This window comes from Nocardioides sp. Z21_20 (assembly GCF_059766585.1).
Window position 1 is genome coordinate 19915 of the sequence record NZ_JCBAJX010000013.1, and the last position, 26612, is coordinate 46526.

The 26612-nt window shown below is 71.4% G+C and carries 26 protein-coding genes; 21 read left to right on the plus strand and 5 right to left on the minus strand.

What is annotated here, in order from left to right:
• Window positions 1-15: 15 nt before the first annotated feature.
• Entirely contained in the window at window positions 16-1530 is a 1515-nt protein-coding gene (locus AC6EH9_RS16755; protein ID WP_498424686.1) for an ATP-dependent DNA ligase, read from the minus strand.
• 54 nt (window positions 1531-1584) lie between these two features.
• Between AC6EH9_RS16755 and AC6EH9_RS16760 the strand changes: the two genes are divergently transcribed.
• Together AC6EH9_RS16760 and AC6EH9_RS16765 are read left to right on the plus strand one after the other, a co-directional pair.
• Window positions 1585-2532 carry a DNA-3-methyladenine glycosylase family protein gene (locus tag AC6EH9_RS16760; protein WP_498424688.1) on the plus strand — a complete coding sequence of 316 codons (948 nt, stop codon included), beginning with the start codon at window positions 1585-1587 and terminating at the stop codon, window positions 2530-2532.
• A gap of 107 nt (window positions 2533-2639) precedes the next feature.
• On the plus strand, window positions 2640-3773 hold the full coding sequence (locus AC6EH9_RS16765; RefSeq protein ID WP_498424689.1) for a ScyD/ScyE family protein: 1134 nt from the start codon (window positions 2640-2642) through the stop codon (window positions 3771-3773).
• 34 nt (window positions 3774-3807) lie between these two features.
• Here the strand turns inward: AC6EH9_RS16765 and AC6EH9_RS16770 are convergent, their stop codons facing one another.
• A complete protein-coding gene (locus AC6EH9_RS16770; protein ID WP_498424690.1) occupies window positions 3808-5070 on the minus strand; it encodes a phospholipase D-like domain-containing protein in 1263 nt (420 codons plus the stop codon).
• 96 nt (window positions 5071-5166) lie between these two features.
• On the opposite strand from AC6EH9_RS16770, the gene uvrB reads away from it, so the two are divergent.
• Window positions 5167-7287: an excinuclease ABC subunit UvrB gene (gene uvrB, locus AC6EH9_RS16775; RefSeq protein ID WP_498424691.1), complete on the plus strand. Its 2121-nt coding sequence runs from the start codon at window positions 5167-5169 to the stop codon at window positions 7285-7287.
• 6 nt (window positions 7288-7293) lie between these two features.
• Here the strand turns inward: uvrB and AC6EH9_RS16780 are convergent, their stop codons facing one another.
• The gene (locus AC6EH9_RS16780) at window positions 7294-7779 is read right to left on the minus strand and encodes a DUF1707 SHOCT-like domain-containing protein (protein ID WP_498424693.1); all 486 of its coding nucleotides are present in this window, start codon (window positions 7777-7779) and stop codon (window positions 7294-7296) included.
• Between the two features lie 75 nt (window positions 7780-7854).
• Between AC6EH9_RS16780 and AC6EH9_RS16785 the strand changes: the two genes are divergently transcribed.
• The 15 genes from AC6EH9_RS16785 (at window position 7855) to AC6EH9_RS16855 (ending at window position 21933) form a co-directional block, all read left to right on the plus strand.
• Entirely contained in the window at window positions 7855-9141 is a 1287-nt protein-coding gene (locus tag AC6EH9_RS16785; RefSeq protein ID WP_498424695.1) for an MFS transporter, read from the plus strand.
• Between the two features lie 181 nt (window positions 9142-9322).
• Complete coding sequence (locus AC6EH9_RS16790) at window positions 9323-10096, plus strand: MlaE family ABC transporter permease (protein ID WP_498424696.1); 774 nt, start codon at window positions 9323-9325, stop codon at window positions 10094-10096.
• Window positions 10096-10935, plus strand: coding sequence for an MlaE family ABC transporter permease (locus AC6EH9_RS16795; protein WP_498424699.1), 840 nt, complete (start codon window positions 10096-10098; stop codon window positions 10933-10935). Before AC6EH9_RS16790 ends, AC6EH9_RS16795 begins: the two co-directional genes overlap by 1 nt.
• A 4-nt stretch (window positions 10936-10939) precedes the next feature.
• Window positions 10940-12247, plus strand: coding sequence for an MCE family protein (locus AC6EH9_RS16800; RefSeq protein WP_498424701.1), 1308 nt, complete (start codon window positions 10940-10942; stop codon window positions 12245-12247).
• Window positions 12244-13305: an MCE family protein gene (locus tag AC6EH9_RS16805; RefSeq protein ID WP_498424702.1), complete on the plus strand. Its 1062-nt coding sequence runs from the start codon at window positions 12244-12246 to the stop codon at window positions 13303-13305. Before AC6EH9_RS16800 ends, AC6EH9_RS16805 begins: the two co-directional genes overlap by 4 nt.
• Entirely contained in the window at window positions 13305-14291 is a 987-nt protein-coding gene (locus AC6EH9_RS16810) for an MCE family protein (protein WP_498424704.1), read from the plus strand. The genes AC6EH9_RS16805 and AC6EH9_RS16810 overlap by 1 nt, the downstream gene beginning before the upstream one ends.
• A complete protein-coding gene (locus AC6EH9_RS16815) occupies window positions 14291-15466 on the plus strand; it encodes an MCE family protein (RefSeq protein WP_498424705.1) in 1176 nt (391 codons plus the stop codon). Before AC6EH9_RS16810 ends, AC6EH9_RS16815 begins: the two co-directional genes overlap by 1 nt.
• Window positions 15463-16683 (plus strand): MCE family protein, encoded by a 1221-nt coding sequence (locus AC6EH9_RS16820; RefSeq protein WP_498424706.1) that lies wholly within the window; start codon window positions 15463-15465, stop codon window positions 16681-16683. Before AC6EH9_RS16815 ends, AC6EH9_RS16820 begins: the two co-directional genes overlap by 4 nt.
• Window positions 16680-17936, plus strand: a complete 1257-nt coding sequence (locus tag AC6EH9_RS16825; protein WP_498424707.1) for an MCE family protein — start codon at window positions 16680-16682, stop codon at window positions 17934-17936. The genes AC6EH9_RS16820 and AC6EH9_RS16825 overlap by 4 nt, the downstream gene beginning before the upstream one ends.
• A gap of 8 nt (window positions 17937-17944) precedes the next feature.
• The gene (locus AC6EH9_RS16830; RefSeq protein ID WP_498424708.1) at window positions 17945-18565 is read left to right on the plus strand and encodes an Rv1363c family protein; all 621 of its coding nucleotides are present in this window, start codon (window positions 17945-17947) and stop codon (window positions 18563-18565) included.
• Between the two features lie 4 nt (window positions 18566-18569).
• Window positions 18570-19343: a hypothetical protein gene (locus AC6EH9_RS16835; RefSeq protein ID WP_498424709.1), complete on the plus strand. Its 774-nt coding sequence runs from the start codon at window positions 18570-18572 to the stop codon at window positions 19341-19343.
• A gap of 66 nt (window positions 19344-19409) precedes the next feature.
• Window positions 19410-20381, plus strand: coding sequence for an NAD(P)/FAD-dependent oxidoreductase (locus AC6EH9_RS16840; RefSeq protein ID WP_498424710.1), 972 nt, complete (start codon window positions 19410-19412; stop codon window positions 20379-20381).
• A gap of 1 nt (window position 20382) precedes the next feature.
• Entirely contained in the window at window positions 20383-20871 is a 489-nt protein-coding gene (locus AC6EH9_RS16845; RefSeq protein ID WP_498424711.1) for a pyridoxamine 5'-phosphate oxidase family protein, read from the plus strand.
• A 7-nt stretch (window positions 20872-20878) separates the two neighbouring features.
• Window positions 20879-21070: a ferredoxin gene (locus tag AC6EH9_RS16850; protein WP_498424712.1), complete on the plus strand. Its 192-nt coding sequence runs from the start codon at window positions 20879-20881 to the stop codon at window positions 21068-21070.
• Window positions 21071-21177: 107 nt separating this feature from the next.
• Window positions 21178-21933: a glucose 1-dehydrogenase gene (locus tag AC6EH9_RS16855; protein WP_498424715.1), complete on the plus strand. Its 756-nt coding sequence runs from the start codon at window positions 21178-21180 to the stop codon at window positions 21931-21933.
• Between the two features lie 36 nt (window positions 21934-21969).
• Here AC6EH9_RS16855 and kstR read toward each other — a convergent pair whose 3' ends face one another.
• Window positions 21970-22572: a cholesterol catabolism transcriptional regulator KstR gene (gene kstR / locus AC6EH9_RS16860; RefSeq protein ID WP_498424716.1), complete on the minus strand. Its 603-nt coding sequence runs from the start codon at window positions 22570-22572 to the stop codon at window positions 21970-21972.
• 208 nt (window positions 22573-22780) lie between these two features.
• Here kstR and AC6EH9_RS16865 point away from each other — a divergent pair, with 208 nt between their 5' ends.
• The 3 genes from AC6EH9_RS16865 to AC6EH9_RS16875 are packed head-to-tail and all read left to right on the plus strand — an operon-like array spanning window position 22781 to window position 25914.
• A complete protein-coding gene (locus tag AC6EH9_RS16865) occupies window positions 22781-24058 on the plus strand; it encodes a glycosyltransferase family 4 protein (protein WP_498424717.1) in 1278 nt (425 codons plus the stop codon).
• On the plus strand, window positions 24045-24764 hold the full coding sequence (locus tag AC6EH9_RS16870; protein WP_498424719.1) for a class I SAM-dependent methyltransferase: 720 nt from the start codon (window positions 24045-24047) through the stop codon (window positions 24762-24764). Before AC6EH9_RS16865 ends, AC6EH9_RS16870 begins: the two co-directional genes overlap by 14 nt.
• A gap of 7 nt (window positions 24765-24771) precedes the next feature.
• Window positions 24772-25914, plus strand: a complete 1143-nt coding sequence (locus AC6EH9_RS16875; RefSeq protein WP_498424720.1) for a prenyltransferase — start codon at window positions 24772-24774, stop codon at window positions 25912-25914.
• Here the strand turns inward: AC6EH9_RS16875 and AC6EH9_RS16880 are convergent.
• Window positions 25873-26559: a class I SAM-dependent methyltransferase gene (locus tag AC6EH9_RS16880; protein ID WP_498424721.1), complete on the minus strand. Its 687-nt coding sequence runs from the start codon at window positions 26557-26559 to the stop codon at window positions 25873-25875. The two genes, AC6EH9_RS16875 and AC6EH9_RS16880, sit on opposite strands and share 42 nt — an antisense overlap.
• Window positions 26560-26612 lie beyond the last annotated feature (53 nt).

The following is a 26612-nucleotide window of genomic DNA, read 5'->3' on the forward strand; positions in this document are numbered from 1 at the left end:
CCGCCGAGCCTAGGGTCAGCCGCCGCCCAGCGCACGGACCACGTCGATGGTGTCCGCCTGCGCGGCCGGTTTGTCGTCGCGGTAGCGCACCACGCGCGCGAAGCGCAGCGCGACGCCGCCGGGGTAGCGCGGCGAGCGCTGCACCCCGTCCAGCGCGATCTCGACGACCTGCTCGGGGCGCACCTGCACGGTGTAGCCGTCGTCGGAGAGCTGCAGCTCCCGGAACCGCTGGGTCTGCCAGGCGAGCATCTCGTCGCTCATCCCCTTGAACGTCTTGCCGACCATCACCAGCTCGCCGGTGCCGGGGTCGCGGGCGCCGAGGTGGATGTTGGAGAGCCACCCGGAGCGGCGCCCGCTGCCGCGCTCGACCGCGAGCACCACCAGGTCGAGGGTGTGCACGGGCTTGACCTTGACCCAGGCCGCGCCGCGGCGACCCGCGTCGTACGGCGCGTCGAGGCTCTTCACCACCACCCCCTCGTGACCGGCGGCCAGGGCCGCCTGCAGGAAGCGCTCGGCCTCGACCGGGTCGGCGCTGACCAGCCGCGGCGCCCGGTGCTCGGAGGGGACCAGGGCCTCCAGCGCCGCCGCGCGCTCACGGCCGGGTGCGTCGAGCAGATCGCGCCCGTCGAGGTGCAGCACGTCGAAGAAGTACGGCGTGACGTGCACGCCGCTGCTGCTGGCGGTGCGCGAGGCGGTCTCCTGGAAGGGCCGGGGTCGCCCGTCCGGGCCGATGGCCAGCACCTCGCCGTCGAGCACCACCCGGCTGGCCGGCAGCCCCCGCACCACCGCGACCACCTCCGGCAGCCGGGCGGTGATGTCCTCCAGCGTGCGGGTGGCGATGCGGATCTCGTCGGCGTCGCGGTGCACCTGGATCCGGATGCCGTCGAGCTTGGTCTCCACCGCGACCTCGGCGTCCCCGCCGCCGGCCTTGGTCATCGCCGCGGCCACGTCGGGCGCGCTGGAGGCGAGCATCGGGTGCACGGGTCGGCCGACCTCCAAGGTGAACGCGGCCAGCGCCGGCTCCCCGGCGCTCAGCGCGGCGACCGCCACCGGGGTGGTCGCGCCGGCCAGCATCACCGCGCGGCGCACCCGGGCGACGGGCACGCCCGCGGCTGCGGCGACGGCGTCCTGGACGAGCGCGTCGAGCGCGCCCTGGCGGACCTCGCCGGTGACCAGACCGCGCAGCCAGGTCTGCTCCGCCGCGGTGGCGCGGGCGAAGAGCCGGGTCACCGCGTCGGCCCGCAGCGCCTGGGAGCCGGGGCCGGCCAGTGCGGCGATCGTCTCGAAGTCGTCGTGGACCTCGCTCACGCTCAACGCCGGTTCCGCTGCCGGCTCGGGCAGCCGGGTCAGGCTGCGCCAGCCCAGCCCGGTACGCCGTTGGCGCAGCGTCCCGGAGAGGTAGGCGGTGACCGTCTCGATCTCGTCGGGGGCGGCCGCGCGCAGCACCTCGGCCATCGCGGCGATCTTCGCCTTGCGGGAGCGGGTGGACGCGACCTCCGCCGAGGCGCGGACCAGGTCGTGCAGCAGCATCGGCCCATCATGCCCGGTCCATGCGCAAGGCAGGCGTCGACTAGCGTCGGGGACGTGGAAGTGGGTGGACCTGTCGCTGCCGCGCCGCACACCCGGGTGTGGCGCCCGGGCCGGCCCTGTCCGGTGGCGCGGATCCTGCGCCCGCACCGCCGCGGGCCCGGGGACCCGACGTACCGCATCGACGCGGCGGGCCGGCACTGGCGGGCGCTGCGCACGCCGGAGGGGCCGGCGACGCTGGTGCTCGCCGAGCGGGCGGCCGAGGGGGAGGTCCACGCCGGCGCCTGGGGCCCGGGCGCGCAGTGGGCGCTCGCGTCGGTGCCCGACCTGCTCGGCGACTCCGACGACCCGTCCGGCTTCGAGCCGCGGCACCCGGTCCTCGTCGAGGCCTGGCGCCGGCACGGGGACTGGCGGCTGGGCCGCACCGGGCTGGTGATGGAGGCGCTGGTGCCGGCCATCCTGGAGCAGAAGGTCACCGGGCAGGAGGCCTACGCCGGGTTCCGGATGCTGGTCCAGCGCTTCGGCGAGCCGGCGCCCGGCCCTGCCGCCGATCTACGGCTGCGCCTGCAGCCGACGGCACAGGTGCTGCGCGGCATCGCGTCGTGGGAGTGGCTGCGCATGCACGTCGACCCGGCCCGCTCCCGTGCCGTGGTCACCGCAGCCCGGGTGGCGGACTCCCTGGAGCGCGTCACCGAGGTGTCGGTGGAGGAGGCCGACCGCAGGCTGCGCTCGCTGCCGGGCATCGGCGTGTGGACCAGCGCGGAGACCCGCTCGCGGGCGCTCGGCGACGCCGACGCGGTCAGCTTCGGCGACTACCACGTCGCCAAGGACATCGGCTGGGCGCTGACCGGTGCGCCCGTCGACGACGACGCGCTCGCCGAGCTGCTGGAGCCGTGGCGCCCGCATCGCGGGCGGGTCCAGGCGCTGGTCGTGCTGGCCGGCCTGCACCGTCCCCGGCGCGGCCCGCGGCTGGCCCCCCGCACCCACCTGCCGCCGCGCGGCTGAGGCACCCGCGGAAGACCACCAGCCATTACCCAGGTTGAACGATGGCACGGTGCCCGCTCGTCGCTAGCGTGCAGGGATCTGCCGCACTCGCAGCACGAGGTGATCCCATGGGTGCTCGTCGTCGAACCCCACTCGCCCTCGCCACCCTGGCCCTGGCGACGGTGGGCCCGCTCGTCGCCGTCGGCGCCACGACGCCCGGGCCGGTCGCGGCGGCGCCCTCGCCCGTCTCGCCTCGGCCGGCCGCCCACCGGGTGGTGCTCGACGGGCTGGACAACCCGCGCCAGCTCAGCGTCACCGCCGACGGCCGCCGTCTCGTGCTGGCGCAGGCCGGGCGCGGGTCGGCGGGCCCCGCCGGCTGCACCGGGGAGGGTGAGGAGACCACCTGCGTAGGACGCACCGGCAAGGTCACCGTGTTCACCCCCGGCGGCCCGCGGCGTGACGTGATGCGGCGGCTGCTCTCGATGGCCGGCCCGGACGGCAGCTTCGCGGCCGGCTCCGACGGCGCCGGAAAGCGTCCCGGCGGGCGGTTCCTCGCCGTGATCGCCCAGGCCCCGCCCGAGCTGCCGGCCTCGCTGCCGGGCTGGCAGTCGGGCAAGCTGCTGGCCGGCCTCGCGGGCGGCGGCAGCCGGGCGATCGCCGACATTGCCCGGTTCGAGCGGCGCCGCGACCCCGACGGCGAGGGCGTGGAGAGCAACCCCTATGCCGTGCTGGCCCTGCGGGACCGGGTGCTGGTGGCCGACGCCGCCGGCGACTCGATCCTGCAGCTGCGCAACGGCCGGCTGTCGCTGTGGGCGCTGATGCCGGAGTACGGGCGCCGGGTCGACGCCGTGCCCACGGTGCTGACCCTGGGCGCCGACGGGCGGGTCTACGTCGGCGAGCTGCACTCCGAGCAGCCCGGGAAGGCCAAGGTGCACCGGTTCAGCCGCGACGGCCGCCTGCTGCGCTCCTGGGGAGGCTTCACCACCGTGACGGGCGTGGACGTCGCGGCCAACGGCACGATGTACGTCTCCGAGCTCTTCGGCGGCGACTGCGGCTTCGAGGAGATCCCGACGTGCTTCCCCGGTCAGGTCGTCCGGGTCCGGCCCGGTGGGGCCAGGGCCGCGCGCGAGGTGCCCTTCCCCGCTGGACTGGCGCTGCGCGGAGGCATCCCCTTCGTCAGCGCGTTCTCCGTCTCCCCGGCCGCCGGCATCGGCGGGAACCCGGAGTGGAGCGGACAGGTCTGGCGCCTGCGCCGCTGGTGAGCTGCGTCGCCTGCGGCCCGCTGCGCCCGCTGCCTCAGAGCAGCGGGCGCAAGGGCTGCAGCACGTGCTCGGTGAACTTGCGATGGAAGTCGCGGGCCTCCCACTCGTCGGCGCGCAGCTCCAGGCAGTTGCTCAGGTCGGTGTGGAAGATGTCCTCCATCGCCCGGGCCATGCCCTCGTGGATGATCTCCACGTTGATCTCGTAGTTGCCCTGCAGGCTCAGCCGGTCCACGTTGGCGGTGCCGACCGTCGACCAGTTGCCGTCGATGGTCGAGGTCTTGGCGTGCACCATCGCGTCGCGGAACCGGAAGATGCGCACCCCCGCCCCCAGCAGCTGGGAGAAGTACCCGCGCGAGATCCAGTCGGCGACGATGTGGTTGGACTTGTGCGGGATCAGCAGGCGGACGTCGACGCCGCGACGGGCGGCGTCCTTGAGTGCGTCGACGAAGTCCTGGTCGGGGATGAAGTAGGCGTGCGTCATCCAGATGTTGCGGGTGGCCCGGTGGATGGCCTCGAGGTACATCGAGCGGATCGGGAACATCCACAGCCGCGGCACGTTGCGGTGGAAGCGGATCTGCGGCTCCCAGTGCGAGGCGGTCTCGAGCAGCAGCGGGCGCTCGCTGCTGCGGAAGCGCTTGCGCCGGTGCAGGTTCCAGAAGTCCGCGAAGGCCCGCTCCAGGTCCCACACCCCGGGGCCGGTGATCCGCACGTGCGTGTCCCGCCACTCGGTGGCGTAGGCCGAGCCGATGTTGTAACCGCCGACGAAGCCGACCTCGCCGTCGACGACGAGGATCTTGCGGTGGTCACGGCCGTAGTGGCGCAGGTTGAAGAAGCGCAGGCCGGCCGAGTACACGGGGTAGGGCAGCACCAGCATGTTGCTCGGGAAGTGCTTGAAGCGCGGGGAGACCACCAGGTTCGCGAAGGCGTCGTAGATGCAGTAGACCTCCACGCCGCGGTCGGCCGCGGCGGCGAGGGCGCTCTTGAACCGCTCGCCGACCTCGTCGCCCTTCCAGATGTAGGTCTCGAAGAGGATCCGCTTCTGGGCGGACTCGATGGCGGCGAGCATGTCGTCGTACAGGTTCTGGCCGAAGGTGTACGGCGTGACCTCGCCCTCGCCGATGCGCACCGGCTTCGGCTCGGTGGTCGGGAAGGGCTTGGGGCGCTTGCCCCGGCGGCGGTAGGAGTCGACCAGACTCATCCCGACGGCCAACGCGAACTGGACCCCGAACAGGGCGAGCAGCGTGCGCTGCAGCACTTTGAGGCAGACGTCGGTGGACACGCGGGGGAGGCTGGGCACGAGGTCAATCTATCGGGGCGCGGCGTGCCGGGGGGCCGCGAGCCCGGTCCGGTTGCCGACCGGGCCGGTGTCGGCGCCAACCCGTAGGCTCGGAGCATGCGTCCAGTCACGGATCTCGAGCGCCGCGTGGCGCCGTTCCACGTGGTCTCCGACTACCAGCCCTCGGGCGACCAGCCGGCCGCGATCGCGGAGATCACCAAGCGGATCAACGCCGGGGTCGAGGATGTGGTCCTGCTCGGCGCCACCGGCACCGGCAAGACCGCCACTGTCGCCTGGGTCGCCGAGCAGGTGCAGCGCCCCCTGCTCGTGCTGCAGCCCAACAAGACGCTGGCCGCGCAGTTCGCCAACGAGCTGCGCCAGCTCTTCCCGGACAACGCGGTGGAGTACTTCGTCAGCTACTACGACTACTACCAGCCCGAGGCCTACGTCCCGCAGACCGACACCTACATCGAGAAGGACTCCTCGATCAACGAGGAGGTCGAGCGGCTGCGGCACTCGGCGACCAACTCGCTGCTGACCCGCCGCGACGTGATCGTGGTCTCGACCGTGTCCTGCATCTACGGCCTGGGCACCCCGCAGGAGTACGTCGACCGGATGATCCGGCTCAAGGTCGGCGAGGAGCACGACCGCGACTCGATCCTGCGCCGGCTGGTGGAGATCCAGTACACCCGCAACGACATGGCGTTCACCCGCGGCACGTTCCGGGTCCGCGGCGACACCCTGGAGGTGTTCCCGGTCTACGAGGAGCACGCCGTGCGCATCGAGTTCTTCGGCGACGAGATCGAGCGGCTGATGACGCTGCACCCGCTCACCGGCGAGGTCGTCACCGAGGACCAGGAGCTCTACCTCTTCCCGGCAACCCACTACGTCGCCGGACCCGAGCGGATGGAGCGCGCCATCCGCGGCATCGAGCTCGAGCTCGCCGACCAGCTCGAGACCTTCGAGCGCCAGGGCAAGCTGCTGGAGGCGCAGCGGCTGCGGATGCGGACCACCTACGACATCGAGATGATGCGCCAGGTCGGGTCCTGCTCGGGCATCGAGAACTACTCGATGCACATGGACGGCCGCGCCCGCGGCTCGGCGCCCAACTGTCTGCTCGACTACTTCCCCGAGGACTTCATCACCGTCATGGACGAGTCGCACGTCGCCGTCCCGCAGATCGGCGGGATGTACGAGGGCGACATGTCCCGCAAGCGCAACCTGGTCGACCACGGGTTCCGGCTGCCCAGCGCGATGGACAACCGACCGCTCAAGTGGGAGGAGTTCCTCGAGCGGATCGGCCAGACGATCTACCTCTCGGCCACCCCCGGCAACTACGAGCTCGACAAGGTGGGCGGCGTCGCCAACACCGTCGAGCAGATCATCCGCCCCACCGGCCTGATCGACCCCGAGGTCATCATCAAGCCCACCAAGGGACAGATCGACGACCTGATCCACGAGATCCGGGCCCGAGCCGAGCGCCACGAGCGGGTGCTGGTCACCACGCTGACCAAGAAGATGTCCGAGGACCTCACCGACTACCTCCTCGACGCCGGCATCCGCACCCGCTACCTGCACTCCGAGGTCGACACCCTCAAGCGGATCGAGCTGCTGCGCGACCTCCGGCTGGGGCAGTACGACGTGCTGGTCGGCATCAACCTGCTCCGCGAGGGCCTCGACCTGCCGGAGGTCTCGCTGGTCGCGATCCTCGACGCCGACAAGGAGGGCTTCCTGCGCTCGGACAAGTCGCTGATCCAGACCATCGGCCGGGCGGCGCGCAACGTCTCGGGCCAGGTGCACATGTACGCCGACAAGATCACCGCGTCGATGGAGTCCGCCATCGACGAGACGAACCGCCGGCGCGCCAAGCAGGTCGCCTACAACACCGCGCACGGGGTCGACCCGCAGCCGCTGCGCAAGAAGATCGCCGACATCACCGAGATGCTGGCCCGCGAGGACGAGAGCACCCGCGAGCTCCTGGAGACCTGGCAGCACGGCGACGGCGCCTCGGCGAAGAAGAAGCAGCCGGTGCCCGCGCTGACCCGCGACGCCGCCGGGCGGCGCACCGAGGGGCTGGCCGGGATGCCCAGCGCCGAGCTCGCCCAGCTGGTGCAGGACCTCACCGACCAGATGAAGAACGCCGCCGCCGAGCTCCAGTTCGAGGTCGCTGCCCGGCTGCGCGACGAGATCTCCGAGCTCAAGAAGGAGCTGCGTCAGATGATGGAGGCGACGCGCTGAGCCGGCTCAGCTCGCCTCGGCGATGATGTCGGGGCGCCGCACCAGGGTGCGCACGAGGTTCATCCCGGTGACCGCCATGACGATCAGCGGCCACGGGAAGTAGAAGCCCCCGCCGAACGACGTCGCCAGGTAGACCATGGTGCAGATCACCGACGGCACGAGGAATCCCAGCAGCGCGTGCCGCCGGGCCGACTCGTACGCCGCGAGCCCCCGGCCGCTGGGCGGCAGCGGAGTCGGCGGCGGCGGGGACCACCCGGGCGTCGTGGACGGGACGAGGTCCGCGACCAGGTGCGCGAGTGCGCTCAGGGGGATCGGCGCCTCGAGGGCGGACGTGCGGTGCTCCAGCTCGTCACGGTCGAGCCGCCCGTCGCCGTAGGCCTCGGTGAGGACCTGGCGGACCACGTCGCGGTCCCGGTGTCCCGCCCGCAGGGCCGCGTTCTGGGGCAGGCGCGGATCGTGGTCGAACGCGGACCAGGGGTCGGTGGGGGGCATGGCGCGATCCTAGGCCCGACGACGCCCGGGGCGGGCCGGATCCGGGCGGGGTGCGGCCGTTCCTAGGATGGGGCGGTGAGCCACGCCGTCGACGTCCGCCCCCGCGGCGCCCTCGTCGTCTGGGGGGTGGCCATGTCGGTCTACTTGCTCGCGGTGTTCCACCGCTCCTCGCTGGCGGTGGCGGGGCTGGCCGCGACCGACCGGTTCGGGATCTCCGCCTCCCAGCTCGCCACGTTCACCATGCTGCAGCTGCTGGTCTACGCGCTGATGCAGATCCCGGTCGGTCTCGCGGTCGACCGCTTCGGGTCGCGCAGCGTGCTGCTGGGCGGGGTGCTGCTGCTGTCGGCGGCGCAGACCGGGTTCGCCTTCTCCGACTCCTACGCGCTCGCCTTGCTCGCCCGGGTGTTCGTGGGGATCGGCGACGCGATGACGTTCATCTGCGTGCTCCGGCTGGTCAACACCTGGTTCCCCACTCGGCAGATCCCGCTGGTCTCCCAGCTGACCGGCACCCTCGGCCAGTTGGGAGCGGTGGGAGCCGCGGTGCCGATGACCTGGGCGCTGGGCAGCTTCGGGTGGTCGCGCTCCTACCTCGCCACGGCCCTGCTCGGGTTGGTGCTCGCGGTGGCGCTGGCGGTGGTGGTGCACGACTCCCCGCGGGCGCGCAACCTGCGCGGACCGGCCTTCTCGTTCGCCGCGATCCGTCGCAGCCTGGCCACCTCGTGGTCGCATCCCGGCACCCGGCTGGGCTTCTGGATGCACTTCTCCACCCAGTTCAGCGCGACCGTGCTCAGCCTGCTGTGGGGCTACCCGTTCTTCGTGCGCGGCGAGGGTCGCAGCCCGGGGGAGGCGGGACTGCTGCTGACCCTGATCGTGGTCGCGGTGATGACCGCGGGGCCGATCCTGGGCTGGCTGGTGAGCGCCTTCCCCTGGCACCGCTCCACGATGGTGCTCGGCATCGTCTCCTCGATCGTCGTGGTGTGGACCGCGGTGCTCGCCTGGCCGGGGGCCGCGCCGGCGTGGCTGCTGGTGCTGCTGGCGGTGGTGGTGGGCGTCGGCGGTCCCGCCTCGATGATCGGCTTCGACGTCGCCCGCACGGCGAACCCGCCGGACCGGATGGCCAGCGCCAGCGGCATCGTCAACCAGGGCGGCTTCTACGCCAGCCTGGTCCTGGTCGTGGCGATCGGCCTGATCCTCGACTGGCGCACGCCCGGCGACGGCACGGCGTACACGCCGGAGGCGTTCCGCTGGGCGATGAGCGCCCAGTACCCGCTGTGGGCGATCGGCCTGCTCCAGGTCTGGCGCTACCGCCGGCTGGCACGCGCCCGGGCCCGGGCGCTGCCCGAGGGCGTCGTCGCACCCTGACCTCGGTCGTCTAGACGCCCCTGGCGCCCGATCTCGATCGCCTGGAGTGTGAGCGTGACCACATCGGGCCGCGCTCGTTGGGCGCACCGGAAGGCGTAACTCAGAGTTCATACAGGCGTTGTGCAAAACGAGAACAGGTTCTATTCTCGGCACGGCCGTCGGCGAACACGGGAGGTGAGCGATGGGATTCTCCGCCGTTTCCGTGCTGCGAGGGCCCGGTGAGCTCGCAGCGATGGTCGTCGACGTGACCAAGCTGATCTTCACCACGAAGTTCCAGACCCGGGAGTTCATCGAGCAGGCCTGGTTCATCACCAGCGTGTGCCTGTTCCCCACGATCCTGGTGTCGATCCCGTTCGGCGCCGTCATCTCCCTGCAGGTGGGCAGCCTCACCGGGCAGCTCGGCGCGCAGTCCTTCGCCGGCGCCTCGGCGGTGCTCGCGGTGGTCCGCGAGGCCGCCCCGATCGCGGCGGCGCTGCTGATCGCCGGCGCCGCGGGCTCGGCCATCTGCTCCGACATGGGGGCGCGCAAGATCCGCGAGGAGATCGACGCGATGGAGGTGCTCGGGATCAACCCGCTGGAGCGCTTGGTCGTGCCGCGCGTGGTCGCCACCGTCTTCGTCGCGCTGATGATCAACGGACTGGTGATCGGCGCCGGCATCGGCGGCGGCTACTTCTTCACGGTGATCATCCAGGGCGGCTCGGCGGGCGCGTTCCTCTCCTCCTTCACCGCCCTGGCCAGCCTTCCCGACCTCTGGATCGCGATGGTCAAGGCGGCCGTCTTCGGGTGGCTGGCCGCCATCGTCGGCGCCTACAAGGGGCTCAACGCCGGGGGCGGGCCCAGCGGCGTCGGCCGCGCGGTCAACGAGTCGGTGATCGTCGCGTTCATGCTGCTGTTCTTCCTCAACGCCATCATCACCGCGATCTACTTCCAAGTCGTCCCACAGCCGGGGTTGTGATGTCCGCCTTCAGCGAATTCGGCTCCGCCTTCTACCGGGAGCGACGCGCCGGCCTCGAGCAGCGCGGCGACCAGCTCCTCTTCTACGTCAAGGCGCTCGCCTGGACCCCGCGGGCGCTGACCCGGTACCGCCGCGAGATCTGGAACACCCTCGCCGAGGTCGCCTTCGGCGTCGGGGGGCTCTCGGTGATCGCCGGCACGGTCGGGGTGATCGCGTTCCTGGCCTTCTTCGCCGGCACCGAGGTGGGCATCCAGGGCTACGCCTCGCTCAGCCAGCTCGGCGTCGCCAAGTTCACGGCCTTCATCTCGGCCTACTTCAACACCCGCGAGGTGGCGCCGCTGGTCTCCTCGATCGCGCTGGCCGCCACGGTCGGCTGCGGCTACACCGCCCGGCTCGGCGCGATGCGGATCTCCGAGGAGATCGACGCCCTCGAGGTGATGGGGATCCCGTCGCTGCCGTTCCTGGTGACCACCCGGATGATCGCGGCGTTCATCGCGGTGATCCCGCTCTACGTGGTGGCCCTGTTCTCGTCGTACCTGTCGCCGCGGCTGATCACGACGGTGATCTACGGGCAGTCGGCCGGCACCTACGACCACTACTTCCTGCAGTTCCTGCCACCGGTCGACATGCTGTGGTCCTTCGGCAAGCTGATCTTCCTCGCCGTCGCGATCATCCTGATCCACTGCTACTACGGCTACACCGCCTCCGGTGGCCCGGCCGGGGTGGGCATGGCGGTGGGACGGGCCATCCGCACCTCGATCGTCACCGTCGTGGTCGCCGACTTCTTCCTCAGCTTCGCGATCTGGGGCTCGACGACCACGGTCAGGATCACGGGGTGACGCGATGCTGGTGAACGTCCACCACGACAGCCCTGCCGAGCACCGGCGGCTGCTGCTCTTCGGCGTGGTCTTCGTGACCATCCTGGCGACCTTCATCTGGGTGACCATCGCCTTCTACCAGAAGAAGTTCGAGCCGGTCACGATGGTCACGATGAAGGCCGAGCGGGCCGGGCTCCAGCTCGCGCGCGGCGGCGACATCCGCGTGCACGGGGTGCTGGTCGGCCAGATCCGGGAGATCTCCCAGGACGGGGAGGAGGCGGTGATCAAGCTCGGGCTGAAGCCCGAGGCGGCCGAGTCGATCCCGGCCAACGTCAGCGCCCAGATCCTGCCCACCACGCTGTTCGGGCAGAAGTACGTCGCGCTGGTGGACCCCCTCAAGCCGTCCGCGGAGAGCATCGGCGACGGCGACGTGATCCCCTCGGAGCGGGTGGAGACCAACGTCGAGCTGAGCCGCATCCTGGGCGACCTGTTCCCGCTGCTGCGGGCGATCGCCCCCGCCGACCTGAACGCCACGCTGTACGCGCTCTCCTCGGCGCTGACCGGTCGCGGCGGCCAGATCGGCGAGATGATGGACGACCTGGACGGCTACGTCACCCGCCTCAACACCCGGCTGCCCACCCTGCGCGAGGACCTGGTGCTGCTGGCCGACGTGGCGAAGAGCTACGAGATCGCCGCACCCGACCTGGTCCGGCTGATGCGCAACGCCACGGTGACGGCGCGGACGCTGGCCCAGAAGGAGGACACCTTCTCGGCGTTCCTGGGCGACCTGACCGGGATGGCGGCCAGCACCACGCGGGTGCTCGCCGAGAACGAGGCCGGCCTGATCCGGCTGGGTCAGCTGTCGCGGCCGCTGCTGCGGCTGATGGACACCTACGCCCCCGAGTACCCGTGCCTGCTGCGCGGCCTGGACCGCTACACCTCGCGGCTCCAGGAGATCTTCAAGAACGGGCGGGTCAACCAGATCCTCGAGCTCGGCTCGGTGCAGAAGCCGGCCTACGACGCGGGGGACCGACCGGTCTACGGCGAGGTCGGCCACGGCCCGTGGTGTGTCGGGCTGCCCAACCCGCAGGTGCCGATCCCGCAGATCCCGCTCAAGGACGGCAGCGACCAGGACGAGCTCACCGGCCCCCAGCTGCCGTTCGCCAGCAAGTCGTTCGTCAACCCGACCAGCGGCTACTCAGGGACCCCGGCCGAGCAGCGGATGGTCAACACGCTGCTGGCCTCGCGCGACGGCTCCTCCACGACCAGCTACGGCGGCCTGGCCACGCTGCTCTACGGGCCGCAGGTCCGGGGAACGACGGTGAGCCGATGAGCTCGCGCAACACGGTGACGTCGCTCGCGGCGGTCAAGCTGGCGATCTTCACCCTCAGCTCGCTGCTGGTGACCGGGCTGCTGGCCACGATCATGGGCAACTTCAGCTTCGGGAGCCAGACCACCTACCGCGCGCTCTTCACCAGCGCGAGCATGCTGCAGAAGGGCGACGACGTCCGGATCGCGGGCATCCCGGTGGGCGAGGTGCGCGAGGTCGAGCTGGAGAACCGCAACCAGGCGCTGGTGACCTTCCGCGTCGAGAGCGAGGTCGAGCTGACCGAGGCGAGCCGCGCCGAGATCCGCTACCTCAACATCGTCGGCGACCGCTACCTGGCCCTGGAGCAGGGGGTCCCGGACTCGCCGGCGCTCGAGGAGGAGGCGGTGATCCCGGTCGAGCGCACCCAGCCGGCGCTGAACCTCACCGAGCTCTACAACGGGTTCCAGCCGCTCTTCTCCGCGCTGCAGCCCGAGGACGTCAACAAGCTGTCGCTGAACATCATCCAGGTGCTGCAGGGCGAGGGCGGCACGGTGCAGAGCCTGCTCGCGGAGACCGCCTCGCTGACCAACTCGATCGCCGACCGCGACGAGCTCATCGGCGACGTCGTCACCAACCTCTCCACGATGCTGGAGACCGTCGACAGCCGGCGTACCCAGCTCAACCAGCTCGTCGTCCAGCTCAAGGGCTGGATGAGGAACCTCGCCCGGGACCGCACCTCGATCGGGGACTCGATCGAGAACATGGACGCGCTGACCGACACGGTCGCCGACCTGCTGACCCGGGCCCGACCGCTGCTCAAGGAGGACGTCGCGCAGCTGCGCAAGCTGGCGACGCTGCTGGCCAAGCCCGAGAGCCAGAAGGTGCTCACCGAGCTGCTCGACCGGCTGCCGGAGGCGATGACCGACCAGACCCGGATCGGCACCTACGGGTCCTGGTACAACTACTACCTCTGCGACTTCGAGGGCAGCATCAAGCTGCCCGACCTGGGCATCGACCTGAGCGGGATCCAGGACCGGCTCAACGACCTGTCCTTCCACAGCACCGCTCCGAGGTGTCAGTGATGGCACGCGGACGCAGTGACGCAGCGGTCCTCCGGCTGGGCTCGATCACCCTGGTGATCCTGCTGGTGGTGATGGCGGCCGCCTTCAACCTGCAGAAGTTCCCCGGGTTCCGCGGTGAGGGCTTCCACGCCGAGTTCGCCGACGCCGGCGGACTGCGCAAGGGGCACATGGTGCAGATCGCGGGCAAGCGGGTCGGGCGGGTCCAGCAGCTCAGCGTCGAGAAGGACCGGGTGCTGGTCGACTTCGAGCTGGATGCCGGCATCGAGCTGGGCAAGGAGACCCGGGCCTCGGTCGAGGTGCTCAACCTGCTCGGCGAGAAGTACCTCGAGATCACTCCGGAGGGCGGCGGCGAGCTCGACCCCGGCAGCACCATCGCGCTGGAGCGCACCAGCTCGGCCTACGACATCGTCGACGTGCTCAGCGACCTGACCACCACCACCGAGCAGATCGACGACAAGCAGCTCGGCACCGCGCTGGACACCCTCGCCGGCACGCTCGAGGGCTCCAGCGACGAGATCCGCTCCAGCTTCACCGGCCTGTCCCGGCTGGCGCGCTCGATCGCCAAGCGCGACGACGAGCTCGAGAAGCTGCTCGGCCGCGCCGACTCCGTCAGCGGGCTGCTGGCGGAGCGTCGCGGCGACCTGGTCGAGCTGATGGGCGACAGCAGCCTGGTCTTCGACGAGCTGGACCGTCGCCGCAAGGCCATCCACTCGCTGCTCGTGAACGCGCGCAAGCTGTCCGTGACGCTGCAGGGCGTCGTGGAGGACAACGAGGACGAGATCGGCCCCGCCCTGAAGGAGCTCCGGACCGTGACCAGCATGCTCAAGCGGAAGAAGAAGGAGCTGCGCGCCACCGCCGCCGCGGTCGGCCCGTACGCCGACATCCTCGGCAACATCGTCGGCACCGGGCCCTGGTTCGACGCCTACCTGGTGAACCTGGGCGGGTTGGCCGGCGAGTTCCTGCCGGGACCGCGAGGGGGCAGCTGATGGCCGGCTGGACGAGCAGGCGCTACCCCCTGCGGACGCTGGCCGCGGCGGCCGTGGTGGCGCTGGTCGTGACCGGGCTCGTGGTGGTCTTCGACGGCCCCGAGACCAAGACCGTGACCGCCCACTTCTCGCGAGCGGTGAGCGTCTTCCGCGGCACGGAGGTCAGGATCCTCGGGGTCACCATCGGCGAGGTCTCGGCAGTCGTCCCGGAGGGCAACTCGGTCCGGGTGGAGATGACCTACGACGCCGAGTACGACCTCCCGGCGCAGGCGCAGGCCGTCATCGTGACGCCCACCCTGGTCGCCGACAGGTTCGTGCAGCTGACCCCGGTCTACACCGAGGGCAAGGTGATGGCCGACGGTGCCGAGATCCCGCTGAAGGAGACCGGGACCCCGGTCGAGCTGGACCGGATCTACGCCAGCCTGGCCATGGTCTCCGACGCGCTGGGACCCAACGGCGCGAACCGCAACGGCTCGCTCAACACGTTGCTCAAGGCCGGGTCGGAGACGCTCGACGGCCAGGGCGTGGTGGCGAACCAGATGATCCGCGACCTCTCCTTGGCCGCCGAGACGTTCGGCGAGAACAGCGGCGACCTCTTCGCGACCGTGCGCCAGCTCGACTCGTTCACCCGGACGCTGGCCAGGAACGACCGCCTGGTCGACGACTTCGTCGGCGACCTCGGCCGTGCCTCCAAGCAGCTCGCCGGCGAGCGCCAGGAGATCGGTGCCGTGCTGAGCGCGCTGGCCAGCGCCGTCGGCAAGGTGCGCAGCTTCGTGCGCGACAACCGCAAGGCGGTCACCGGCGAGGTGGAGACCCTGGGCGTCGTGCTGGACACGCTCGTGCAGGAGAAGGAGTCGCTGGCGACCTCGCTGGAGAAGGGGCCGCTCGGCGCCGGCAACCTGGCGCTGGGCTTCGACACCAAGACCGGCTCGCAGAACGCCCGGATCCAGATCGGACCCAACATCGAGGACCTCGACGGGTTCCTGTGCGCGATCGTCAAGAACGCGCAGGTCCCGGGCGCCGGTGGCGTGTGCCGCCTGTTCGAGGGGCTGCTCGAGCCGCTCGGCCTGCGGCTGCCGGACCTCGGCGCCCGTGCCGGGGCCGAGAGCACCCGGGTGCCCGGGGAGTCGGTCCCGGCCGACTCGTTCTCCAGCCTGCTGGGAGGCGGACGATGAGCCGCGCCGCGATCCGTCGTACGCCGCGCCTCGCCGCGCTCGGGGTGAGCCTGGCCCTGGGCGCCTCGGTGCTCAGCGGCTGCGACTTCGACGGGGCCTACGACCTGCCGCTGCCGGGCAGCCCCATCTCGGGGGAGGAGGCCTTCACGATCACCGCCGACTTCGCCGACGTGCTCAACGTCGTGCCGCGCTCCCCGGTGATGGTCAGCGACGTGACGGTGGGGGAGGTGACCGAGGTCGAGCGGAAGGGCTGGGCCGCCGAGGTCACCCTGCGCATCCGCGCCGACATCGAGCTGCCCGACAACGCGGTGGCCGAGATCAGGCAGACCAGCCTGCTGGGCGAGAAGTTCATCGAGGTCAGCGCCCCCGAGGGCGAGCAGGTCGGCGCCCTGGGCGAGGGCGACCACCTGGCCCTGCGCGACACCAGCCGCAACCCCGAGGTCGAGGAGGTGCTGGGGGCGCTCTCGTTCCTGCTCAACGGCGGCGGGGTCGGGCAGATCAAGGAGATCAGCACCGAGATCAACGAGGTGATGACGGGCCGGACCGGACGCATCAAGCACCTCCTGCGCGAGCTGAGCTCGCTGGTCGGGACCCTCGACGACCAGAAGACCGAGATCATCGCGGCGATGGAGTCGTTGAGCTCGCTCACCAAGACGCTCAACCGCGAGAAGCGGACCATCCGCTCCGCGCTGGACGCGACCGGGCCGGCGCTGAAGGTGCTGAACGGCCAGCACCGCGACCTGGTGAAGATGCTCGGCGGCCTCAACCGGCTCGGCCGGGTGGGCACCCGGGTCGTCAACGGCACCAAGGACAACCTGCTCGCCGACCTGGAGCACCTGCAGCCGATCCTGCGCCGGCTCAACGAGACGGGGGACTCGCTGCCCCGCGGACTGTCCCTGCTGCTCAGCTTCCCGTTCCCCCAGGAGGCCATGGAGAACGTCAAGGGCGACTACGCGAACGCGCTCTTCGCGCTCGACGTGTCGCTGGAGGGGATCCTCCAGGGGGCCGGCGTCACCCTCGACGAGGAGGGCATCAAGATCCCGGGGCTGCCGACGATCCCGCTGCCCGACCTGGGTGGCCTGCTCGACTCCCTGGGGCTGGACCTGGGGCTCAAGCAGTCCTCGGCGTCCCGCGGGACTTCGGGACGGGCGGCCACCACCGGGATCGACAAGGCGGTCGGCACCGGCGGCGGCCTGTTCGAAGGAGGACTGGGATGAGCAAGGGCGTCCGGATCAGGCTGGCGGCGTTCGCGGTGCTCGCCGCGGTCGGCATCGTCTACATCGCCGGCACCTACCTGGGGCTGGTGGACCGGGTGCTGGGCCGCGGTCTCCAGATCCACGCGACCCTGCCCGCCTCGGGTGGCCTCTACGAAGGCAGCGAGGTGACCTATCGGGGCGTCAAGGTCGGCAAGGTGTCCGCGATGCACGTGACCCCCGAGGGGCTGCGCGCGGACCTGTCCCTGGAGCACGGCACCAAGATCCCGCTGGACGCGGAGGTCTTCGTGCACAACCTCTCGGCGGTGGGGGAGCAGTACCTCGACCTCGAGCCCGCCGACGACAAGGGGCCCTACGCCGAGAACGGCGACACCATCGCGGGCAGCGCCCGCAGCCTGCCGGTGGCCGAGGAGGACCTGCTGATCGAGCTCGACGAGCTCGTCGGGTCGGTGAACACCCAGCACCTCAACACCGTCCTGCGCGAGCTGGGCACCGCGTTCCGCGACACCGCGGACCCGCTGCAGCGGATGCTCGACGGCGGCGACCAGTTCCTCGGCGCCGCCATCGAGAACGAGGACGCGACGTTCTCGCTGCTCGAGAACGGCCGGACGGTGCTGGCCACCCAGCAGCGCAACAGCGAGAACATCCGCTCCTTCGCCCGGGACCTGGCCGACCTGACCGGGACCTTCAAGCAGCGCGACCCCGAGCTGCGCAAGGTGCTGGAGGGGGGTGGCTCCGCGGTGCGCGAGGTCGACGCGCTGATGCAGGGCCTCGAGCCCACCTTGCCGATCTTTATCAGCAACCTGGTGACGCTCAACCAGGTGGTCACCGCCCGGCTGCCGGCGCTGGAGCAGCTGCTGGTGACGTTCCCGAAGATGGTCGCCGCGGGCTTCACCGGCACTCCCGGGGACGGCTACGGCCACATCAACCTGCAGTTCGCGCAGAGCCCCGGGCCGTGCCGCGACGGGTACATGCCGAGCTCTCAGTGGCGCGACGGGACCGAGCTGGAGGACACCGACCCCTATCCCGCGCGCTGCCTGCAGGGTCCGCCGTACAACATGCGCGGATCGAAGTACGCGCCGCGCTTCGACGACGGGACGGCCAGCCGGGTCGCCCCCTACGACCCGGCCACCGGCATCGTCCAAGGAGCCACGAGCGCCGACGACGTGATGATCGGCCACCAGGGAGGACTGCAGACCGTGTTCGGAGACGACTCGTGGCGATGGATGCTCATCGGACCCATGGAGCCCCAGTGAGGAACCCAGTGAAGAGCCTGACGACCGACGAGGCGGCCCCGAGCGCGGCCGAGCAGGAGACGGCGGGTGCGCGCGAGTCAGACGCCGCGGACCAGGACGCCGGTGCCGCGCCGGGCGAGAGGTCCCGGCGGCGCGGCCCCTCGCAGCGAGCCTGGCGCCGGATCGTCGGCGTCCTCGGCGTGCTGGCGGTGGCGCTGGCCTCGGCAGTGGGGATCGGGCTGTGGCAGGGCCGCGACGAGGGCGGGCTCACCGAGCAGCACCGGGAGGTGGCCCGCGCGGCGCAGGCGCAGACCGTGGCCTTCCTGACCGTGGACCACCGCGACATGGACGCCGGGATCGACAAGGTCCTGGCCGGGGCGACCGGCGACTTCAAGAAGGACTACGCGGCACGCCGCAAGGACATCATCGAGGCCGCCACCCGCAACGAGTCCCTCTCCACCGGCACGGTGGTCGCGCTGGGCGTCGGCGAGCTGGACGAGGACTCGGCGCTGGTCTACGTGGCCGCCAACAGCGAGGTCTCGAACACCACCACCGAGGGCACCAAGCAGCCGCGCTACTACCGGCTGCAGCTCGACATGACCCTGGAGGACGGCAAGTGGCTGGCCTCCGACGTTCAGTTCGTGGGATGAGCAGATGACCGACGAGAAGACCTGTCCCTACTGCGCCGAGACGATTCGCGCAGCGGCCATCAAGTGTCGCTACTGCCAGTCCGACCTGGGGTCCGAGGCCGAGGCGGCGCCGTTGCCCGACCACGTGGTGCCCGCGTCCACCGCCGGGCTGCCGGCGGAGGACTTGGCCGAGACTGCGCCGGTCGACCTCGCCAAGACCGAGGCCTCCGGGAGCGAAGCCGCCGAGACCTCCGAGGCCCAGGTCTCTGGGGCCCGGGACTGGCGGCTGCCGGCGACGGCCGGGGTGTTGCTGGCGATCGTGGTCGCCCTGGCCGGCGTCTGGGCGACGATGCTCACCGGTGACGAGGCGACCGCGGCGCCCAAGGGGAACACCCCGATGGCGTCCGGGGCCGAGATCTCGGGCGACGGCGCCAAGCAGGCGGCCATGGCCGCGGCCACGGAGGCCGTCGAGGAGGTGCTCTCCTACGACGCCAAGACCCTCGACGAGGACGTCGCCAAGGCCGAGAAGCGACTCGGCGAGAAGATGCTCGACGAGTACGCCACGACCATGAAGACGATCCGCGAGGACACCGTCAAGAACGAGGCTGTCGTGGAGGCCGCGGTGGTGGCATCCTCGATCGTGTCGGCCAACGAGGAGACGGCCAAGGCGCTGCTGTTCGTCAACCAGACCACCAGTGGGAAGCACCTGCAGGCGCCGCGCACCGACCTCAACCGGGTGGTGGTGACGCTGCGGCGAGACGGCGGTGTCTGGTTGGTCACAGACCTCGACGCCCTCTGATATAACGAGAACACGTTTCAGTTTTGGTCGTCCGTGGGGCGGCCCCGAAGGGGAGGGGACGCTCACGTGACCGCCACGGACACGGACCTCGTGGTCCTGGGCGCCGGCCCGACCGGGCTGTTCGCCACCTACTACGCCGGCTTCCGTGGCCTGCAGGTCGACGTCGTGGACTCGCTGCCCGAGTTGGGCGGCCAGATCACCGCGATGTACCCCGAGAAGCAGATCCTCGACGTCGCCGGCTTCCCCTCCATCAAGGGCAGGGACCTGGTGGAGGGGCTGGTGACCCAGGCGGCGACCGCGCACCCGACGTACCACCTCGACCGGACCGCGACGACCCTGCGCCACGGGGAGGACTCGGTCACCATCGGGCTCGACGACGGCACCGAGATCACCGCCCGCGCCCTGCTGGTCACCGCCGGCATCGGCAAGTTCAGTCCCCGCCCGCTGCCGGCCGCCGAGGGCTGGGTGGGGCGCGGAGTCGAGTTCTTCGTGCCCAGCTTCGCGCCGTACGCCGGGAAGGACGTGGTGATCGTGGGAGGCGGGGACAGCGCCTTCGACTGGGCGCTCCACCTGGAGCCGGTGGCCGCGTCGGTCACCCTCGTGCACCGGCGCGATGCGTTCCGCGCCCACCAGCGCACGGTCGAGGCGGTGCGGGAGTCCTCGGTCGAGATCCTCACCAAGGCGCAGGTCACCCGGCTGAGCGGCGAGGCCCACCTCGAGTGCGTCGAGATCACCGTCGACGGCGAGACCCTCGAGCGCCCGGCGCAGGCGGTCGTGGCCGCCCTCGGGTTCGTGGCGGACCTCGGCCCGCTCCAGGACTGGGGCCTGACGGTCGAGAAGCGGCACCTGGTGGTCGACTCCGCCATGCGCACGAACCTGCCACGGGTCTTCGCCGCCGGTGACATCACCGAGTTCCCCGGCAAGGTGCGGCTGATCGCGGTCGGCTTCGGCGAGGCGGCCACCGCGGTCAACAACGCGGCCGTCGTCATCGACCCGGCGGCGCACGTCTTCCCGGGCCACTCCAGCGAGGGCGCCTGAGATGGGGGTGCGCGACGCCGTGCGGATGTCGCCCGGGGAGGTGGCGAGCTTCCTGGCCGAGCAGATCAAGGTCCAGGTGGCCACCGTCGGCAAGGACGGCGCCCCCCACCTGTCCACCCTCTTCTACGTGCTCGACGAGGCCGGGCGGGTCGCGTTCTGGACCTATGCCCGGTCCCAGAAGATCCGCAACCTGGAACGGGACCCGCGGGTGAGCTGCCTGGTGGAGGACGGCGACGACTACTTCGCGTTGCGCGGAGCCAGCATCACCGGCACCGCCGAGATCGTCCGTGACGCCGACCGGCTGCGCCGGATCGGCTCGGCCGTCGCCTGCCGGATGGCCGGGGTGGGCGACCTGGCCGACCTCGGCGAGCTCGGCAGCAGCGAGGTCGAGCGCCAGGTGGCCAAGCGCGTCGCCGTCGTCGTCCACCCCGACCGGGTCGCCACCTGGGACCACCGCAAGATGCTCGCCGGCAGCGGCGAGGGGAAGTGAGCACGCCATGCGAGTGAAGGTCGACTTCGACCTCTGCGAGTCCAACGCCCTGTGCGAGGGACTGGCCCCGGCGGTCTTCGAGCTCGACGACGACGACTACCTGGTGGTCAAGGCCGAGGAGGTCGCCGCCGACCAGCACGACGCCGTACGGCGCGCGGCCGCGGCCTGCCCGCGTGCCGCGATCTCCCTGGAGGACTGAGCGCGCCGCGCCTGGGACCTCCCACTGCCTCGACGATCCCGTCCGGGCAGGCACCCCACCCACCGGACCGCGCCGTGCGCGCGGCCCGTCTCGAGAGGAAGCTGCAGATGGCTCGTCTGGCCGGCAAGGTCGCCATCGTCACCGGAGGCGCCCAGGGGCAGGGCGCCGAGATCGCCCGGGCGTTCGTCGCCGAGGGCGCGAAGGTGATCGTCGCCGACGTCGCCGTCGAGCCCGGCGAGCTGCTCGCCAAGGAGCTCGGCGACGAGGCCTGCTTCGTGCGTCACGACGTCGGCGACGAGGGCTCCTGGCAGGCGCTGGTCGCCACCGCGCAGGAGCGGTTCGGGCCGGTCACGGTGCTGGTCAACAACGCGGGCATCCTGCGCTTCAACGACATCGTGAACACCACCGTGGAGGAGTACGAGACCGTCTTCCGGGTCAACCAGCTCGGCTGCTTCCTCGGGATGAAGGCGGTGATCCCGGGGATGGAGGCCGCCGGTGGGGGCTCCATCGTCAACGCCTCCTCCGTGGAGGGCCTGGCCGGGATGGGCTCGCTGGTGGCCTACTCCGCCACCAAGTTCGCGATCCGCGGGATGACCAAGGTGGCCGCCCTCGAGCTGGGGCCGAAGGGCATCCGGGTCAACTCGGTGCACCCCGGGATGATCGACACCGGCATGACCCGGGTGCACGGCGGGGACCTGGCGATGGAGTTCGGGGCCAGCAAGGTCCCGCTGCGCCGGGTCGGCCAGCCCGGCGACGTCGCGCCGCTCTACGTCTACCTGGCCTCCGACGAGAGCGGCTACGTCAACGGCGCCGAGATCGCCATCGACGGTGGGGTCACCGCCACGCACGCCTTCGGCGGCTGAGCCGGTCGGCCGACGCCCGGGCCGCCCGGCCGGGGCTCAGCGCAGCAGCAGGCGCACGGCGACGTCCATCGAGCTCTGTACGTCGCTGGCCGGGACCCGCCCGGTGACCCAGCCGACCAGGGTGGACAGCCACACGTCGCCGATCACCTTGGCGATGGCGATCTCCTCGTCGGTGGGCTCGTCGTCGGGGCTCTTGCCCATCGCCTGGGTCAGCATCCGGGTCAGCAGCATGCCGACGACGTGGATCTCGTTCTTCACCGACGCGTCGGCGAACATGAACGCCCGGGTCAGCGCCTCGGTCAGGTTGGGGTCGCGCTGCAGGGACTTGGTGGTCCGTCCGATGACGAACATCACCCGCTCGTGCGGGGTCTCGCCGGGGATGGGCCCCGAGCGTCCCGCCTTCTCCGCTCGCTCGAACTGCCGGGCGAGAGCGGAGACCAGCAGGTGCACCTTGGAGGGGAAGTAGCGGTACAGCGTGCCGAGGGCGACGTCCGCCTGCTCGGCGACGGCACGCATCTGCACCGCATCGAAGCCGCCCTTCGAGGCGAGGGCGATGGTCGCGTCGAGGATGCGCTTGCGGCGGTCTCGCTGTGCGGCGGACCCGAGCTCCTCGACGGACAGCGAGCTGACGCTGCTCACGAAGCCTCCTGTTACCTGTTGGTAGATATCGGGCCTCGGCCGTCCGGTGCGGGAGTTGCCCGCAACAGACAGCCCCCGCTCCGTGTGTTGACGTTCATGACTAGGCTATCAACCGGTGAGACGGAACTGGAACACGTTTCACCTCAGTTCGAGCCGGCGAGTCCCGGGCGGGACGCCCGCATCGGACGACAACAGAGAGGTCGTGGCCATGCGCATCGCGCTGCTTTCGTACCGCAGCAAGCCCCACTGTGGCGGGCAGGGCGTCTACGTTCGGCACCTGAGCAGGGAGCTGGTGGCCCTGGGGCACCAGGTGGAGGTCTTCTCCGGCCAGCCCTACCCCGAGCTGGACCCCGGCGTGGCGCTGACCAAGGTCCCCAGCCTGGACCTGTACCGCGAGCCCGACCCCTTCCGGGTGCCGAAGCTGCGCGAGTTCCGCGACCTGATCGACGTCCAGGAGTTCGCGATCATGTGCCTGGCCGGGTTCCCCGAGCCCCGCACGTTCAGCAAGCGCGTGGCGCGGCTGCTGCGCGAGCGCCGCGACGACTTCGACATCGCCCACGACAACCAGGTGCTCGGACACGGGATCGCGGAGGTGGAGAAGATGGGGCTCCCGCTGATCACCACCATCCACCACCCGATCACCTTCGACCGGCGCATCGACCTCGCCTCGGCCCCCAGCGCCTGGCGCAGGTTCACGCTGCGGCGCTGGTACGGCTTCCTGAGGATGCAGGGCAAGGTCGCCCGCGGGCTGACCAAGATCCTCACCGTCTCGGAGTCCTCGCGCCGCGACATCGCCAAGGACTTCGGCGTCGACATCGACCGACTCCAGGTGATCCCGCTGGGCGTCGACGACGTGTTCGTCCCCCCGACCAAGCCCCGCGTCCCGGGCCGGATCGTGGCGATGGCGAGCGCCGACGCGCCGATGAAGGGCATCGCCACCCTGCTCGAGGCCTTCGCCAAGCTGCGCACCGAGCGCGACCTCGAGCTGCTGCTGGTCACCAAGCCGGTGCCCGGCGGTCGCACCGAGAAGCTCATCGAGCGGCTCTCGATCGCCGGCCACGTCCGGTTCGTGCACGGCATCTCCGACGCCGAGCTCGTCGAGGTGATGGGCTCCGCGGAGCTCGCCTGCGTCCCGTCGCTCTACGAGGGCTTCTCGCTGCCGACGGCCGAGCTGATGGCCTGCGAGACGCCGCTGGTCGTCTCGCGTGCCGGCGCCATCCCCGAGGTGGTCGGTGAGGACGGCGTCTGCGCCGACCTGGTCACCCCCGGCGACGTCGGCGAGCTCGAGGCCGCCATCGCCGCCCTGCTCGACGATCCCGAGCGCCGGGCGCGGATGGGCGCCGCCGGTCGCCGCCGGGTGCTGGAGCGGTTCAGCTGGCGTGCCGTAGCCACGGCCACCGCCGCCGCCTACCAGGAAGTCATCGACACCAGCCGCGCCGCCGGCGCCGGGAACAACCAAGGAGTGAAGATCAGTGCTGACCGTTGATTTCGACCGGCTGGGACTGCGCCCCGGCGAGCGGGTTCTCGACATGGGCTGCGGCGCCGGTCGCCACGCCTTCGAGATGTTCCGGCGCGGCGCCGACGTCATCGCGTTCGACCAGGACGCCGACGAGCTGGCGGGGGTCCGCGAGCTGTTCGGGGCGATGAAGGAGGCCGGCGAGGTGCCGGCCGGCGCGGAGGCGGACATCAAGGAGGGCGACGCCCTGGCGCTGCCGTTCGCCGACGGCGAGTTCGACCGGATCGTCGCCGCCGAGGTGCTCGAGCACATCCCGGCCGACATCCAGGCCATCGAGGAGCTCGTCCGCGTCCTGCGCCCCGGCGGCACGCTCGCGGTCTCGGTGCCGCGCTGGTTCCCCGAGGTCGTCAACTGGAAGCTCTCCGAGGACTACCACAACGTCCCCGGCGGGCACATCCGGATCTACACCGACAAGGAGCTCACCGACAAGGTGGTCAAGGCCGGGATGGAGTTCGAGAGCAAGGACTACGCCCACGGCCTGCACACGCCGTACTGGTGGATCAAGTGCGCGGTCGGCGTCCGCAACGACGACCACCCCGCCGCCAAGGCGTACCACAAGCTGCTGGTCTGGGAGATCATGAAGCAGCCCCGGGCCCTGCAGCTGGCCGGCAAGGTGCTCGACCCGCTGATCGGCAAGAGCATGGTGCTCTACTTCCGCAAGCCGGAAGCGGCCTGACCCGGCGATGACGAGCGACGACCTGCGTGGGATCCCCTCGGTCGAGGGCGTGCTGAGCGCCGCCGACGTGCGGGCGACCGCGGCCTCCATCGCCGCCCTGCAGCACCCGGACGGCTCGATCCCCTGGGCCGAGGGGGAGCACACCGACGTGTGGAACCACGTCGAGGCCGCGATGGCGATGCTGGTCGGCGGCGAGGTCGAGGCGGCCGAGCGCGCCTACCAGTGGTGCCTCGAGGCGCAGCGCGAGGACGGCTCCTGGGCGATGAAGTACGTCGCCGGGGTGGTCGAGGACCCGCGCGGGGAGGCCAACATGTGCTCCTACCTCGCGGTCGGGGTGTGGCACCACTGGCTGGTGCGCCGCGACCGGGCCTTCGTGGACCGGATGTGGCCCGCGGTGCGTCGCGGACTGGACTGGGTCACCGACCGGCAGCTGCCGTTCGGCGGGCTCGGCTGGTCGCACGAGTGGGACGAGGCGAACGGCCGCCTCGGCGAGCTCAACGCCGAGGCGCTGCTCGCCGGGTCCTCCAGCATCTACCAGTCGCTGCGCGCCGGCGTCGCGCTCGCCGACCTGGTCGGCGACCCGCAGCCCGCCTGGGAGCTCGCCGGCGGCCGGCTCGGCCACGCCCTGCGCGCGCACCGCGACCAGTTCCTGGACAAGTCGACGTACTCGATGGACTGGTACTACCCGGTGCTCGGCGGCGCGGTGCGCGGCGAGGACGCGTTCGCGATGCTGGCGGCCCGCTGGGACGACTTCGTCGTGCCCGGGCTGGGGATCCGCTGCGTGGACACCAACCCCTGGGTGACCGGCGCGGAGACCTGCGAGCTGGTGATGGCGCTGGACACGATCGGGGACCACGACCGGGCCCGCCAGCTGCTCGTGGACATGCAGCACCTGCGCGCCGAGGACGGGCGCTACTGGACCGGCTACGTGTGGCCCGACGATGTGAGGTGGCCGGTGGAGTACACCACCTACACGGCGGCCGCGGTGGTGCTGGCCGTGGACGCGCTCGCCGAGCGGGAGGGCCGCGGCACGCCCGGCTCGGGGATCATGCGCGGCGACAGCCTGGCACCGGACTTCGCCGACATCGCGCTGGAGTGCGGCTGCCCCTCAGCCGACCCGGTCCCCGGCGTCTCCGCCGGTTCGGCGTAGCACCCGCATCGAGCCGAGCGCCTCGGCCTCGGTGAAGGCGCCGCCGGCCAGCGCCCGCAGATACACGTCGTACGGCGGGCGCCCGCCGTCGGCGGGGTCGGGGAACACGTCGTGGATCACCAGCAGCCCGTCGTGCTGCACCCACGGCGCCCAGCCGGCGTAGTCGTTGTGGGCGTGCTCCTCGGCGTGCCCGCCGTCGATGAACAGCATCGACAGCGGGGTGCGCCAGTGCGCCGAGACGGTCGTGGAGCGGCCGATCACCGCGACCACGTGGTCCTCCAGACCGGCCCGCTCGATCGTGCGGCGGAAGGTCGGCAGGGTGTCCATCCGTCCGGACTCGTCGTCGACGAGCGTCGCGTCGTGGTGCTCCCAGCCGGCCTGGTTCTCCTCGGAGCCGCGGTGGTGGTCGACGGTGAAGACGGTCCCGCCGACCTCGCGCGCCGCCGCACCGAGGTAGATCGCGGACTTGCCGCAGTAGGTGCCGACCTCCAGAGCGGGCCCGAGCGGGAGCTGGCGCCGGGCGAGGCGGTGCAGCAGCAGCCCCTCCTCCTCGGGCATGAACCCCTTGGCGCCCAGCGCGTGGGGCAGCAGGTCGGCAGGCAGGCCAGCGGGGGTCGGCGTGGGCGCCGGGGCGGGGGTGGTCACGGCGCACACCCTAGCCAACCCGGAGGGTGGCCGAGCCACGCCGACCGGGCCGG

Bases quoted from the DNA above. Each gene is read 5' to 3' on its own strand.
- AC6EH9_RS16755 (WP_498424686.1), bottom strand. From the start codon at position 1,530: ATGCTGCTGCACGACCTGGTCCGCGCCTCGGCGGAGGTCGCGTCCACC.
- AC6EH9_RS16765 (WP_498424689.1), top strand. From the start codon at position 2,640: ATGGGTGCTCGTCGTCGAACCCCACTCGCCCTCGCCACCCTGGCCCTG.
- uvrB (WP_498424691.1), top strand. From the start codon at position 5,167: ATGCGTCCAGTCACGGATCTCGAGCGCCGCGTGGCGCCGTTCCACGTG.
- AC6EH9_RS16780 (WP_498424693.1), bottom strand. From the start codon at position 7,779: ATGCCCCCCACCGACCCCTGGTCCGCGTTCGACCACGATCCGCGCCTG.
- AC6EH9_RS16790 (WP_498424696.1), top strand. From the start codon at position 9,323: ATGGGATTCTCCGCCGTTTCCGTGCTGCGAGGGCCCGGTGAGCTCGCA.
- AC6EH9_RS16795 (WP_498424699.1), top strand. From the start codon at position 10,096: ATGTCCGCCTTCAGCGAATTCGGCTCCGCCTTCTACCGGGAGCGACGC.
- AC6EH9_RS16800 (WP_498424701.1), top strand. From the start codon at position 10,940: ATGCTGGTGAACGTCCACCACGACAGCCCTGCCGAGCACCGGCGGCTG.
- AC6EH9_RS16805 (WP_498424702.1), top strand. From the start codon at position 12,244: ATGAGCTCGCGCAACACGGTGACGTCGCTCGCGGCGGTCAAGCTGGCG.
- AC6EH9_RS16810 (WP_498424704.1), top strand. From the start codon at position 13,305: ATGGCACGCGGACGCAGTGACGCAGCGGTCCTCCGGCTGGGCTCGATC.
- AC6EH9_RS16815 (WP_498424705.1), top strand. From the start codon at position 14,291: ATGGCCGGCTGGACGAGCAGGCGCTACCCCCTGCGGACGCTGGCCGCG.
- AC6EH9_RS16820 (WP_498424706.1), top strand. From the start codon at position 15,463: ATGAGCCGCGCCGCGATCCGTCGTACGCCGCGCCTCGCCGCGCTCGGG.
- AC6EH9_RS16825 (WP_498424707.1), top strand. From the start codon at position 16,680: ATGAGCAAGGGCGTCCGGATCAGGCTGGCGGCGTTCGCGGTGCTCGCC.
- AC6EH9_RS16835 (WP_498424709.1), top strand. From the start codon at position 18,570: ATGACCGACGAGAAGACCTGTCCCTACTGCGCCGAGACGATTCGCGCA.
- AC6EH9_RS16845 (WP_498424711.1), top strand. From the start codon at position 20,383: ATGGGGGTGCGCGACGCCGTGCGGATGTCGCCCGGGGAGGTGGCGAGC.
- AC6EH9_RS16850 (WP_498424712.1), top strand. From the start codon at position 20,879: ATGCGAGTGAAGGTCGACTTCGACCTCTGCGAGTCCAACGCCCTGTGC.
- AC6EH9_RS16855 (WP_498424715.1), top strand. From the start codon at position 21,178: ATGGCTCGTCTGGCCGGCAAGGTCGCCATCGTCACCGGAGGCGCCCAG.
- AC6EH9_RS16865 (WP_498424717.1), top strand. From the start codon at position 22,781: ATGCGCATCGCGCTGCTTTCGTACCGCAGCAAGCCCCACTGTGGCGGG.
- AC6EH9_RS16875 (WP_498424720.1), top strand. From the start codon at position 24,772: ATGACGAGCGACGACCTGCGTGGGATCCCCTCGGTCGAGGGCGTGCTG.